The organism is Enterobacter cloacae complex sp. IR5441 (assembly GCF_049238215.1).
Lineage (GTDB): Bacteria > Pseudomonadota > Gammaproteobacteria > Enterobacterales > Enterobacteriaceae > Enterobacter > Enterobacter hormaechei_C.
This window is the reverse complement of sequence record NZ_JBMKIA010000023.1, coordinates 58,397-71,406: the sequence shown is the minus strand read 5'-3', so window position 1 is coordinate 71,406 and position 13,010 is coordinate 58,397. Positions and strand designations below refer to the sequence as shown.

Here is a 13,010-nt window from a genome sequence, read left to right as displayed (position 1 = left end):
TCGCACATCTTGTTGTCTGATTATTGATTTTTCGCGAAACCATTTGATCATATGACAAGATGTGTATCCACCTTAACTTAATGATTTTTACCAAAATCATTAGGGGATTCATCAGTACTACGTTTGCCTTCACCCAGTAACTCATCACGTACAATGCGGTAATCATCCAGTGATATGTAAGTAAATTGCAGCCCGCCGGTAACATCTCCCATCGCCCAAATATTGTCTGCGGTGGTATGTAATCGCTTGTCAACGACAATTGCCCCGCGCTCGTTTACTGCGATACCGGCATTTTCTGGATGTAACGAAGCGGTAGCCGGTTGACGACCGGAAGCTATTAACAGTGCATCCACCGCCAGTTGGGCGTGCTCGCTATGCACTTGCACTTGATTTTCATGGTGACTGATTCGCTCCACATGGGCATTGAGGATAATATCGACGCCCTGATCGCGTAAAATCGTCGCGATATTATCAGCAATATCCCGATCTTCCCGAGGCAAAAACAGCGAAGCTGCCTCTAAAATGGTTACTTTGCTGCCAAAATTAGCGAACATAGAGGCGAACTCAACGCCAATATATCCGCCGCCCAAAATACCTAAATGCCCAGGCAATTCTTTTAGATTAAGTAATCCGGTGCTGTCATATACACCAGGCGTGGTGGTAATTCCAGGAATTGGCGGAACCACGGCTTGTGCACCGGTATTAATAAAAATTTTCTCGCCATGAATCTCCAAATTTCCCTCAGGCCGATGAACACGCAGGCTATGATTATTGATAAACTCCGCCTGGCCGTCGATCACGTCGATATTGGGCATATCCGCAAGATTATGAAAATTCTTATTACGTAAAAAATTAACCACTTCATTTTTACGCTGTATGGCACGGACAAAATCTGTGTGCTGCTGTGCGTCATGAACCAATGTTTTGGTTGGGATACAGCCGATATTAATACAGGTCCCGCCATACATTGCATTTGATTGTTCGATGAGAGCCACACGCCAACCTGCTTTTGCCAGCGTGACGGCTAATGTTTTTCCAGCCTTGCCAAAACCAATAATAACTGCCTGATATTTATTCATGATGATTTCCTGTCGAAACGCGTTCATTTGACATCATGACTATAGACGCAAAAGGTGATGCTGCCAACTTACTGATTTAGTGTATGATGGTGTTTTTGAGGTGCTCCAGTGGCTTCTGTTTGGCTTTGTTGAATAAATCGAACTTTTGCTGAGTTGAAGGATCAGATCACGCATCTTCCCGACAACGCAGACCGTTCCGTGGCAAAGCAAAAGTTCAAAATCACCAACTGGCCCACCTACAATAAAGCCCTCATCAACCGTGGCTCCATAACTTTCTGGCTGGATGATGAAGCTATTCAGGCCTGGTATGAGTCGGCAACGCCTTCATCACGGGGAAGACCTCAGCGCTATTCTGATCTCGCCATCACCACCGTTCTGGTCATTAAACGCGTGTTCAGGTTGACCCTGCGGGCTGCACAGGGTTTTATTGATTCCATTTTTACACTGATGAATGTTCCGTTGCGCTGCCCGGATTACACCAGTGTCAGCAAGCGCGCAAAGTCGGTTAATGTCAGTTTCAAAACGCCCACCCGGGGTGAAATCGCGCATCTGGTGATTGATTCCACCGGGCTGAAGGTCTTTGGTGAAGGCGAATGGAAAGTCAAAAAACATGGCCAGGAACGCCGCCGTATCTGGCGAAAGTTGCATCTGGCAGTTGACAGCAACACACATGAAATCATCTGTGCAGACCTGTCGCTGAACAATGTGACGGACTCAGAAGCCTTCCCGGGTCTTATCCGGCAGACTCACAGAAAAATCAGGGCAGCATCGGCAGACGGCGCTTACGACACCCGGCTCTGTCACGATGAACTGCGGCGTAAGAAAATCAGCGCGCTTATCCCGCCCCGAAAAGGCGCGGGTTACTGGCCCGGTGAATATGCAGACCGTAACCGTGCTGTTGCGAATCAGCGGCTGACCGGGAGTAATGCGCGGTGGAAATGGACAACAGATTATAACCGTCGCTCGATAGCGGAAACGGCGATGTACCGGGTAAAACAGCTGTTCGGAGGTTCACTGACACTGCGTGACTACGATGGTCAGGTTGCAGAGGCTATGGCCCTGGTACGAGCGCTGAACAAAATGACGAAAGCAGGTATGCCTGAAAGCGTGCGTATTGCCTGAAAACACAACCCGCTACGGGGGAGACTTACCCGAAATCTGATTTATTCAACAAAGCCGGGGAGAGCATGAAAATGATGGATATGAGCGGTCACGATCAGGCCGCAATGTCCCATGAAATGATGCAAAACGGCAATTCTGCTGCCCATCAGGACATGGCTGAAATGCATAAAAAAATGATGAAATCCAAACCTGAGAACACCCAAGAAACTGCTAAGCCATTTTCCGAAATGAACGAGCATGAGAAAGCCGCTGTTGTGCATGAGAAGGCGAATAATGGTCTATCTTCCGTTATTCATCAGCAGCAGGCTGAAAAGCATCGCAGCCAGATCACCCAGAATTAACCCGCAGCTCCACTTGTCAGACCCTCATTTGACGCCGAAGTCACTGGCTTACGCTCCCGTCCGGGAGCGTTTTTTTCCCATATATCAAACTTTAACTCTGAAGAGGTGGAAGTATCTGACCAACACTGTCACGTAACGCCAGATAACTACAAAAACACCTCAGGTGAACGTAAGCGTTAAGTGAGCGCCGTATTGACGGCTATTTATTGGTGAGATCTACGTTCCATGGCAGCAGTTCGGCCACTTTGTTGATGGGCCACTCCGGCAATACGCTCAGGATATGGCGAAGGTAACCCTCTGGATCGATACCGTTCAGCCTGCACGTTCCGATCAGACCATACAGCAGGGCACCACGTTCACCACCATGATCACTGCCGAAGAAGATGTAGTTTTTCTTGCCCAGACAGACCGCTCGTAGCGCGCGCTCAGCAGCGTTATTATCCGGCTCTGCCAGACCATCATCGCAGTAGTAACACAGGGCATCCCACTGGTTCAGTGCATAAGCGAACGCCTCGCCTAACCGGGATTTTTTCGACAGAGTGGCACTTTTCTCCACCAACCAGTCATGCAGGGATATCAGCAACGGTTAACTTCGGGACCGTCTGGCGGCCAGCCGCTGAGATGCCGGAAGGCCGCGTATTTCCTCTTCTATCGCGTATAACTCACTGATGCGCTTCAGAGCCTCCTCTGCTGTGGCCGTCCGGGTGCTGATATAGACGTCATGGATTTTGCGCCGCGCATGAGCCCAGCATGCCGCTTCTGTCAACGGGCCACCTTCACGCTCTGCGCTGAACAACCTGTCGTACCCTGCGAAGGCATCTGCCTGCAGCACGCCATGATAGTGCCGAAGATGTTGCTGAGGGTGTTTCCCCTGTCGGTCCGGTGAGAAGGCGAACCATGCCGCTGGCGGATCTGATGAACCCGCGCTTCTGTTATCACGGACATATGTCCAGATACGCCCGGTTTTCGTCTTCTTTCTGCCCGGCGCCAGCACGGGCACCGGAGTGTCATCCGTATGCAGTTTGCGGCAGTCCATCACGTAGTGGTAGAGGGCTTCATCCAGCGGGGCCATTAACCGGCAGCACGCATCCACCCAGTTGGAGAGCAGCGCACGACTCAGATCCACACCCTGACGGGCAAAGATTTCGCACTGGCGATACAGCGGCAGGTGTTCACAGTATTTGGCCGTTAACACGCGGGCCAGCAGACCCGGCCCGGCGATGCCCCGGTCGATAGGACGTGAGGGCGCTGGCGCTTCAACGACGCAGTCGCATCGGGTACAGGCCTTTTTCACCCTGACCGTGCGGATCACTTTCAGGGCGCTGGAGACCAGCTCCAGTTGCTCCGCGCTGACTTCGCTGAGATAGGCCATATCACTACCGCAACCAGGACAGCTGGTTTCAGCTGGCTCCAGTCTGTTTATTTCGCGGGGAAGATGTTCCGGTAACGGGCGACGATGACGGGACTGGCGCAACTGACGCGGAACCTGCTGATCATTGTCCCGGCCGTTGTAACGATCGCTTTGCTGCTCCTGCTGTTTCAGCAGGGCTTCGGCTTCTTCGACCTGCCGGCGTAGCTTTTCTGAACGGGTACCGAACAGCATTCGGCGCAGTTTTTCTATCTGAGCCCGCAGATGTTCTATTTCACGCTCTTCGTTCTCTATTTTCTCTTCTGCGCGGGCCAGCGCTGAACGCAGGAACGACTCAGTCTCAGCAACGAGACTGAGCTGGCTGTCTTTCTGGCGAAGCGCGTCTTCCAGCGCAGCGATACGGGCGAGATAGTCCTGACTCATGACCCCATTTATAATGCGGTCATGCGCTTTTTACAACATCGTCAGTGAGTTAAGGCGTGCAGTTTTAGGTTTCCGCCAGTCCAGCTTATCGAGGAGCATGGCGAGTTGTGAGCGGGTGATGGCGATTTTGCCGTCGCGTACAGCAGGCCAGACGAACTGTCCCTCTTCCAGACGTTTGGTAAACAGACACAGACCGTCAGCATCAGCCCAGAGGATCCTCACGGTGTCACCTTTACGACCACGGAAGATAAACAGGTGGCCGGAGAACGGATTGTCATCAAGAACATGCTGGACCAGTTCGCCCAGACCATTGAAGGACTTACGCATATCGGTGACCCCGGCAACCAGCCAGATACGAGTGCCTGACGGTAAGGGTATCATCGGCTCCTCCCGCTCAGCTCGCGGATCAGCGTTTTCAGAAGTGCAGGTGATAAATCCCCGGACAGACGCAGGCTGGCACCGCCGACAGTCACCTCGCATGTCATGGCCTCGCGGCAGGCTGGAGCGGCGGGTTCATAGTGCGGCTCAGCATGGTGTGACAGGACCATATCAGGCAGGACAACGGGGATAACAGAGTCTTGCTCTCTGATTGACCGTTGTATTTCATCGGGCAGAAGATGTCTGTAACGCTGGCGCCAGGTAAACAGCAGATTGTCATTAATTCCATTATCCCGCGCCAACCGGGCAACACAGGCTCCAGGCTGATATGAAGTGGTTTACTGAATTTGGCCACCTGAACAGAGGTGATATGCTCACCTCAGAACAACACAGGTGTCATAATGAAAAAAAGAAATTTCAGCGCAGAGTTTAAACGCGAATCCGCTCAACTGGTCGTTGACCAGAACTACACCGTGGCAGATGCAGCCAGCGCTATGGATGTCGGCCTTTCCACAATGACGCGATGGGTGAAACAATTACGTGATGAACGGCAGGGCAAAACACCAAAAGCCTCCCCCATTACCCCGGAACAAATTGAAATCCGTGAGCTCAGGAAAAAGCTACAACGTATTGAAATGGAAAATGAAATATTAAAAAAGGCTACCGCGCTCTTGATGTCAGACTCCCTGAACAGTTCTCGATAATCGGGAAACTCAGGGCGCGTTATCCTGTGGCCACTCTCTGCCATGTGTTCGGGGTTCATCGCAGCAGCTACAAATACTGGAAAAACCGTCCTGAAAAGCCAGACGGCAGACGGGCTGTATTACGCAGTCAGGTACTTGAACTGCATGGCATCAGCCACGGCTCTGCCGGAGCAAGAAGCATCGCCACAATGGCAACCCAGAGAGGTTACCAGATGGGGCGCTGGCTTGCTGGCAGACTCATGAAAGAGCTGGGGCTGGTCAGTTGCCAGCAGCCGACTCACCGGTATAAGCGTGGCGGTCATGAGCACGTTGCTATCCCGAATCATCTTGAGCGACAGTTCGCCGTAACGGAACCAAATCAGGTGTGGTGCGGTGATGTGACCTATAGTGTGCCCGGAGTTCAGGGCGGGCATGGATGCTTAAATGAACCGCGAGTCTGTCTGGAATATTGAACCGGTAACTCACGATGAGAAACCCAACAATCCCACCGGGTGTGACGGTGGAGAACCTGAGCGGCAGTGACCTGCGGCATGCCCGCAGGGTGATGTAACCCGCTGACAACGGGGATTGAGGCGAGATCACTAAGCCGAGATGATCCTCAAGGTTAAGTACTGAAAGGCTGAAGAACATGAACCCGTTAATCCGCCTCTGTGGGTTGAAAACGTCACCACGGCCTACGTGATCTGACAGGCCGTGCAGGAGGAACTGGCAGTGATACGTAAGCACTGCCGGTCGAAGGTGTTTTGACATGTATGCGAAACACCGGGGCAGCAGCGTCTATCACGCTTGCGTTGCTGACTTCTGCCAACTTGCGGCAAGCAAGGATAAAGAGTGCGACGGGCAGCCTCCTCAGTATGCCTGAGTCCAGGCAGGTAAACCGGGGAAGGTCAGCGACGGATGTTAAGGGGGCATGGCTCCGATGACGCGCTGGCTGGCGGAGCTTCCGTAGTAGTCCGCGATGGGGAAAGCCCATTACATGGCGAAGGGAAGCAGTTTGAATGTGTTTGCGACGTGAATTAACTGACCTAACGAGGTGAAGACCTTTGATAATCAGCGAAATGCAACGCAAGCTTGCCACATGGGCAGCCACCGATCCGTCCCTACGGATTCAACGGCTGCTGCGTCTGATAACACAACCAGAATGGCTGGCTGAAGCGGCGCGGATCACGCTTTCATCAAAGGGGGCCCATACCCCCGGCGTTGATGGCGTGAACAAAACAATGCTACAGGCCAGACTGGCTGTTGAGCTGCAAATCCTCAGGGATGAATTACTCTCAGGCCACTACCAGCCCTTGCCCGCCAGACGGGTTTACATCCCTAAAAGCAACGGCAAACTGCGACCACTGGGTATCCCCGCGTTGCGGGATCGTATTGTTCAGCGGGCCATGCTGATGGCGATGGAGCCGATATGGGAGAGTGATTTTCATACGCTCTCATATGGCTTCCGGCCTGAGCGCAGTGTCCACCACGCGATCCGCACGGTGAAATTACAGCTCACAGACTGTGGTGAAACCCGGGGACGCTGGGTGATTGAAGGCGACCTGTCCAGTTACTTCGACACCGTACATCATCGACTGCTGATGAAGGCTGTACGCCGCAGGATCAGTGACGCACGTTTCATGACTCTGCTGTGGAAAACCATCAAGGCGGGACATATCGATGTCGGTCTCTTTCGGGCGGCCAGTGAAGGTGTACCACAGGGCGGTGTTATATCGCCGCTATTATCGAACATCATGCTGAATGAGTTCGATCAATACCTGCATGAGCGCTACCTGAGCGGGAAAGCCAGAAAAGATCGGTGGTACTGGAATAACAGTATCCAACGGGGCCGAAGTACGGCGGTCAGAGAAAACTGGCAGTGGAAACCCGCGGTGGCGTACTGCCGCTATGCCGATGATTTTGTCCTCATCGTCAAAGGCACCAAAGCACAGGCGGAAGCCATCAGGGAGGAGTGTCGGGGTGTGCTCGAAGGCAGTCTGAAACTCAGGCTGAACATGGATAAGACTAAAATCACCCATGTTAATGACGGCTTTATCTTTCTGGGGCACAGGATCATTCGCAAACGCAGTCGTTATGGCGAGATGCGAGTGGTCTCAACGATCCCGCAGGAGAAAGCCAGAAACTTCGCCGCATCGCTGACAGCACTGTTATCAGGCAACTACAGTGAAAGCAAAGTCGATATGGCTGAACAACTCAACCGAAAACTGAAAGGCTGGGCCATGTTCTATCAGTTCGTTGATTTTAAGGCCAAAGTCTTCAGTTATATCGACCGTGTCGTGTTCTGGAAGCTGGCTCACTGGCTGGCCCGCAAATACCGTACAGGTATCGCTTCCCTGATGAGGTGGTGGTGTAAATCACCGAAACCGGGTCAGAGCAAAACGTGGGTTTTATTTGGTAAAACCAATCACGGCAAGCTCAGCGGCGAAATACTGTACCGGTTGGTGGGGCAAGGCAAGAAGCTGTTCCGCTGGCGGCTACCCGAAGGTAATCCCTATCTGAGGACGGAGACCAGAAACACGTATACATCGCGCTTTACAGAAGTGGCAATGGCGTTCGCCAGCATTTAAATGGAGAGCCGGATGCGCTGAAAGGTGCACGTCCGGTTCGGGGAGGAGAGGCAGGGAAATAGTCCGACTACGCCCTGCCTCTTACTCTACTCTGGACGGGTAAGCGCTGGGCGTACCTCGCCGTTGTTCTCGACCTGTTCGCAAGAAAACCAGTGGGCTGGGCCATGTCGTTCTCGCCGGACAGCAGGCTCACCATGAAAGCACTGGAAATGGCATGGGAAACCCGTGGTAAGCCCGTCGGGGTGATGTTCCACAGCGATAGTAATAATGCCGATGTCAGTCTTTACCACCACTTAGTTTGCCGTTTAACCAGATTGGTGTGATTACTGATGCAGTGAAGACCTTCCCGCATCCTGACTCACACAGCGATCGACCTTTTGTGTCCTGCCCTGGACCCGTCGGTTGCCGGAAGCGCCTTCATGCGAGGCATCTCCTCACCGATGCGCGTGACTCAAGAAGGGCCTGACGGCTTGTCTCGTTACTGTCCTGTCCAGGTTATCTGTCTGGAGATTCAACTCTGTTTCCTCACAGGAGCTCTGTCATGGTTGATAAAGTTACCGAAGCTGCCGTTGTGGGTGGCGTGGATACACATAAAGATTTGCACGTTGCCGCTGTCGTAGATCAGAACAATAAAGTCCTTGGGACTCAGTATTTCTCCACAACACGACAAGGTTACCGGCAGATGCTGGCATGGATGACCTCGTTTGGGACATTAAAGCGAATTGGTGTTGAGTGCACAGGTACCTATGGTTCCGGTTTGCTTCGTTATTTTCAGAACGCCGGGTTAGAAGTTCTTGAGGTGACTGCTCCAGACCGGATGGAGCGACGCAAACGGGGTAAAAGTGACACAATTGATGCTGAATGTGCCGCTCATGCAGCATTCTCAGGCATCAGGACAGTTACTCCCAAAACGCGTGATGGCATGATTGAGTCCCTGCGGGTATTAAAAACTTGCCGAAAAACAGCAATATCAGCCCGCAGAGTCGCTCTCCAGATTATCCATTCAAATATTATCTCTGCCCCGGATGAATTACGTGAACAGCTCAGAAATATGACGCGCATGCAGCTCATCAGGACCCTGGGTTCCTGGAGACCTGATGCCAGTGAATACCGCAATGTAACCAACGTTTATCGCATTTCATTAAAGTCCCTTGCCCGACGCTATCTCGAGTTACATGACGAAATCGCTGATCTGGATGTCATGATTGCGGCAATTGTCGACGAGTTGGCACCTGAGCTGATTAAACGTAATGCTATCGGATACGAAAGCGCTTCACAGTTGCTGATCACTGCCGGAGACAATCCTCAACGGTTAAGATCAGAATCAGGATTTGCGGCACTGTGTGGTGTCAGCCCGGTCCCCGTTTCTTCTGGAAAAACGAACCGTTACCGACTTAATCGTGGTGGAGATCGTGCTGCAAATAGTGCACTTCACATCATCGCCATCGGACGCTTACGAACTGACGCAAAAACAAAGGAATATGTCGCCAGGCGTGTAGCCGAAGGACATACAAAAATGGAAGCGATACGCTGTCTAAAGCGATATATCTCCCGCGAAGTTTACACGTTACTGCGCAATCAAAACAGGCGGATCAACAGTATCCCGATAACAGCTTGACTCTTAGAAGGGCGTCCAGGGCAGCCAGTACGGCAGTGACGACTGGCAGCGCTTCTACCGGGCCAATAACCTGGCGCCGAGCATGAGCCGGCGTGGCAACTGCTGGGATAATGCGGTGGCCGAATCGTTCTTCAGTTCGCTGAAAAAAGAACGGATCAGAAAACGCATATATAAAACCAGGGATCTGGCCCGGGCGGATCTTCGATTACATTGAAGTCTTCTATAACCGGTCCCGGCGCCACAGCCACCTCGGCGGCGTCAGTCCGGAGGCCTTCGAACAGGCCTCGTCGTGAGGACAGGATTTGTCTACAGGCGTGGGGTCAGTCCAAACTATAGGGCAGGATCGTCTACCGGGGCGGGGTCAGTCCATCAACGGCTCGGAAGTGTCTAGATTATCCGTGGCTATTCACCGGGGCAAACAGGCCGATCAGGAACGACATAAGAAAGTTCTGTATTACCGACAGGTCAAGAAACTGAGCATAAGAGAAACTGCTGAAGCCACCAGTTACAGTACATCTCAGGTCTGCAGGGTTCAGGCCCTGTTCAGGCCTGAAAATTAAGCACATTTTCTGAGGCTGGAAATCAACTCATGCTGACAGCCTGAGCCTGTTGGCATGGTAAGCAATGTGCTCACCAATAAAGCTGGAAATGAAATAATAGCTGTGGTCGTATCCAGTATGATATCGGAACGACGCATTGAGGTTCATCTCATTGCATACTCTCTCAAGGATTTTGGTGCGCAGTTGCTCTTCATAAAAGGCGTCACTCAGCCCCTGATCAATGAAGATTTCTGGTAATTTTTCACCCTGTAAAATGAGGCTGACTGGATCGTAGGCTTCCCACGTTTTTCTGTTTTCACCCAGGTAAGCGCTAAATGCCTGTTGCCCCCATGGCACCTGAGAAGGCGATACTATCGGGGAAAATGCTGATACGCTCACATATTCACCAGGATTTCGCAGAGCCAGCACCAGAGCACCCAGCCCTCCCATAGAATGACCGGATATAGATTTTCTTGCCGTTGCAGGAAAATGATTCATGACGACATCCGGAAGCTCTCTGAGAATATAGTCATACATCCTGTAATGAACATTCCACGGCTGTTCCGTCGCGTTCAGATAAAAACCGGCCCCCTGGCCAAGATCGTAACTGTCGGCATCCGGGACATTATTACCCCGGGGACTGGTATCCGGGACAACAACGATGACGTTATGCCGGGCTGCATAATGCTGCATACCTGATTTGGTGATGAAATTCTGCTCAGTACAGGTCAGGCCCGACAACCAGTATAGTACCGGCAGTTTTTCTGTTACTGCTTTGGGAGGAAGATACACACCGAAATTCATTTCACAATTAAGGGATTGTGAATAATGCCGGTACACGTTTTGCCAGCCGCCAGAGCTGGCATGCTGCTCAATGAGTTCCATCAGCCGTTATCTCATGGTTATTTCCCCTGACCGAAGCCAGGGGAAGTATCTTTAAATCCGGACGTCAGATAAACGTATACGCCGTGATTTTGTTACCCGCCGGATCCCGCAGGTAGGCAGCATAGGCCCCGGGAAGGTGACCACGCGGGCCAGGTTGACCTTCATCAGCTCCACCGGCGGCAAGGCCGGCAGCATGGAAAGCATCAACCTCTTCCGGGGTGGCAGCAGCGAAGCCGACAGTCACCCCGTTAGCGGAAGGTGCTTCACCGTTGCCCGGACGGGCAATGATAAATGCCGGCTTTTCGCGGCCATAGAGTACCCAGCCGTTGCCAAACGGGCCGAGGTTATTGATACCAAGCGTGCCCAGGACGACATCGTAAAATGCGGAGGATTTCTCGACATCGGCTGCGCCAATGAACACATGAGAAAAGATGCCGTCACCAGAAATTACCGGAGTTGTCATTTTCCACTTCCTTCAGTTTGAGTTGATTAAAATTCTGATGGGATCAGTAATGAATCACTGTCCGGATAGATTTGCCTTCATGCATAAGCTCGAAGGCGTCATTGATTTCATCCAGTGTCATCGTATGGGTTACAAATGGCTCAAGGTCAATATCCCCCTTCATGGCATCCTCGACCATACCGGGGAGCTGAGTGCGGCCTTTTACTCCGCCAAACGCGGAACCTTTCCATACGCGCCCGGTGACCAGCTGGAAAGGACGGGTGGAAATCTCCTGTCCGGCCCCTGCGACACCAATGACAACGGACTGCCCCCACCCACGGTGAGCACTTTCCAGCGCTGCACGCATGACGTTAACGTTACCGATACATTCAAAGGTATGGTCAATACCCCACTTGTTGATATCCAGCAGAACATCTTTAATCGGTTTGTCATAATCATTCGGGTTAATGCAGTCAGTGGCCCCGAACTGACGGGCCAGGTCAAATTTTGTCGGATTAGTATCGATAGCGATAATACGTCCCGCTTTTGCCTGACGGGCCCCCTGTACCGCAGCCAGACCAATTGCCCCCAGACCAAAAATGGCAACTGAATCGCCCGGCTGCACTTTAGCCGTGTTATGGACGGCGCCAATACCGGTAGTCACGCCACAACCCAACAGGCAGACGTGTTCATGGTTCGCCTCCGGGTTAATTTTTGCCAGAGAAACCTCGGCCACAACGGTGTATTCACTGAATGTGGAACATCCCATGTAGTGGTAAAGAGGCTGACCGTTGTATGAAAAGCGAGTGGTCCCGTCAGGCATCAGTCCTTTGCCCTGAGTCTCGCGAACCGATACACAGAGGTTCGTTTTACCGGACTGGCAGAATTCACACTCCCCGCATTCAGCGGTGTAGAGCGGAATAACATGGTCACCCGGCTTCACACTGGTGACGCCTTCACCAACTTCAACGACGATACCGGCTCCCTCGTGGCCGAGAACCACCGGGAAAACGCCCTCAGGGTCATTCCCTGAGAGGGTAAAGGCATCGGTATGGCAGACACCTGTGTGGGTGTTTTTAATCAGCACCTCGCCTTTTTTAGGCGGAGCAACATCAATTTCAACAATCTCCAGGGGCTTCCCTGGTGCAAATGCAACAGCGGCACGTGATTTCATACGTAATATATCCTCAATGTAATAATGGCCTCACCTATTTAAGATAGGCACGAACCAGCTCAATCGTATCGTCAACTGATTTACTGACTTCATGACTGTAGCTGTCATTCTGGTCAAAGGTTTCCCGTATGTGGCTCTCCAGCACCTCTGCCATCAGTCCGTTAGCGGCGCCCCGGACGGCGGCGATTTGCTGGAGAACGGAACGGCATTCAGCGCCACTTTCAAGTGCTCTTTCCAGAGCATCAATCTGACCCCGGATACGGCGAACCCGGGTTAGGACCTTTTTTTTCTCTTCAGGAGTACTGGGCATTGCTTACCTCACTGCTCTGTATTTCTTATACTATAGGGGAGTATTACATTAAGATCAAC

At 52.1% G+C, this 13,010-nt stretch carries 8 protein-coding genes and 8 pseudogenes; 8 read left to right on the top strand and 8 right to left on the bottom strand.

Features of this window, described 5'->3' with window-relative positions; genetic code table 11:
* Positions 1-98 precede the first annotated feature (98 nt).
* Positions 99-1,079, bottom strand: a pseudogene (locus ACOTX5_RS19880) (FAD-dependent oxidoreductase); the annotation flags it as partial.
* A gap of 153 nt (positions 1,080-1,232) precedes the next feature.
* On the opposite strand from ACOTX5_RS19880, the gene ACOTX5_RS19875 reads away from it, so the two are divergent.
* Both ACOTX5_RS19875 and ACOTX5_RS19870 read left to right on the top strand, forming a co-directional pair.
* Complete coding sequence (locus ACOTX5_RS19875) at positions 1,233-2,201, top strand: IS5-like element IS903B family transposase (RefSeq protein ID WP_022649395.1); 969 nt, start codon at positions 1,233-1,235, stop codon at positions 2,199-2,201.
* A 56-nt stretch (positions 2,202-2,257) separates the two neighbouring features.
* Positions 2,258-2,542, top strand: a pseudogene (locus ACOTX5_RS19870) (copper-binding protein); the annotation flags it as partial.
* A gap of 199 nt (positions 2,543-2,741) precedes the next feature.
* Here ACOTX5_RS19870 and tnpC read toward each other — a convergent pair.
* The 3 genes and pseudogenes from tnpC to ACOTX5_RS19855 form a co-directional block, all read right to left on the bottom strand.
* A pseudogene (gene tnpC / locus ACOTX5_RS19865) lies at positions 2,742-4,334 on the bottom strand (IS66 family transposase).
* Between the two features lie 30 nt (positions 4,335-4,364).
* Positions 4,365-4,715, bottom strand: coding sequence for an IS66 family insertion sequence element accessory protein TnpB (tnpB, locus tag ACOTX5_RS19860; protein ID WP_016151369.1), 351 nt, complete (start codon positions 4,713-4,715; stop codon positions 4,365-4,367).
* Positions 4,712-5,032, bottom strand: a pseudogene (locus ACOTX5_RS19855) (IS66 family insertion sequence element accessory protein TnpB); the annotation flags it as partial. The gene tnpB and the pseudogene ACOTX5_RS19855, both read right to left, overlap by 4 nt.
* An 81-nt stretch (positions 5,033-5,113) precedes the next feature.
* Between ACOTX5_RS19855 and ACOTX5_RS19850 the strand changes: the two are divergent.
* The 6 genes and pseudogenes from ACOTX5_RS19850 to ACOTX5_RS19825 all read left to right on the top strand — a co-directional run.
* Positions 5,114-5,802 (top strand): annotated as a pseudogene (locus ACOTX5_RS19850) (IS3-like element ISEc52 family transposase); the annotation flags it as partial.
* A gap of 672 nt (positions 5,803-6,474) precedes the next feature.
* Positions 6,475-7,983, top strand: coding sequence for a group II intron reverse transcriptase/maturase (gene ltrA, locus ACOTX5_RS19845; protein ID WP_001189111.1), 1,509 nt, complete (start codon positions 6,475-6,477; stop codon positions 7,981-7,983).
* 80 nt (positions 7,984-8,063) lie between these two features.
* A pseudogene (locus ACOTX5_RS19840) lies at positions 8,064-8,252 on the top strand (DDE-type integrase/transposase/recombinase); the annotation flags it as partial.
* Positions 8,253-8,524: 272 nt separating this feature from the next.
* A complete protein-coding gene (locus ACOTX5_RS19835; RefSeq protein ID WP_000227969.1) occupies positions 8,525-9,601 on the top strand; it encodes an IS110 family transposase in 1,077 nt (358 codons plus the stop codon).
* 16 nt (positions 9,602-9,617) lie between these two features.
* Positions 9,618-9,894: pseudogene (locus ACOTX5_RS19830) on the top strand (IS3 family transposase); the annotation flags it as partial.
* A gap of 114 nt (positions 9,895-10,008) precedes the next feature.
* Positions 10,009-10,161: pseudogene (locus ACOTX5_RS19825) on the top strand (resolvase); the annotation flags it as partial.
* A gap of 27 nt (positions 10,162-10,188) precedes the next feature.
* On the opposite strand, the gene fghA reads toward ACOTX5_RS19825, so the two are convergent.
* The 4 genes from fghA to frmR all read right to left on the bottom strand — a co-directional run bounded on the left by fghA (position 10,189) and on the right by frmR (position 12,951).
* Entirely contained in the window at positions 10,189-11,025 is an 837-nt protein-coding gene (gene fghA / locus ACOTX5_RS19820) for an S-formylglutathione hydrolase (RefSeq protein WP_012561110.1), read from the bottom strand.
* Between the two features lie 64 nt (positions 11,026-11,089).
* Positions 11,090-11,488, bottom strand: coding sequence for a VOC family protein (locus ACOTX5_RS19815; RefSeq protein ID WP_012561111.1), 399 nt, complete (start codon positions 11,486-11,488; stop codon positions 11,090-11,092).
* A 43-nt stretch (positions 11,489-11,531) separates the two neighbouring features.
* A complete protein-coding gene (gene frmA / locus ACOTX5_RS19810) occupies positions 11,532-12,641 on the bottom strand; it encodes an S-(hydroxymethyl)glutathione dehydrogenase (RefSeq protein ID WP_017384070.1) in 1,110 nt (369 codons plus the stop codon).
* Positions 12,642-12,675: 34 nt separating this feature from the next.
* Positions 12,676-12,951 carry a formaldehyde-responsive transcriptional repressor FrmR gene (gene frmR, locus ACOTX5_RS19805; RefSeq protein ID WP_017384071.1) on the bottom strand — a complete coding sequence of 92 codons (276 nt, stop codon included), beginning with the start codon at positions 12,949-12,951 and terminating at the stop codon, positions 12,676-12,678.
* Positions 12,952-13,010 lie beyond the last annotated feature (59 nt).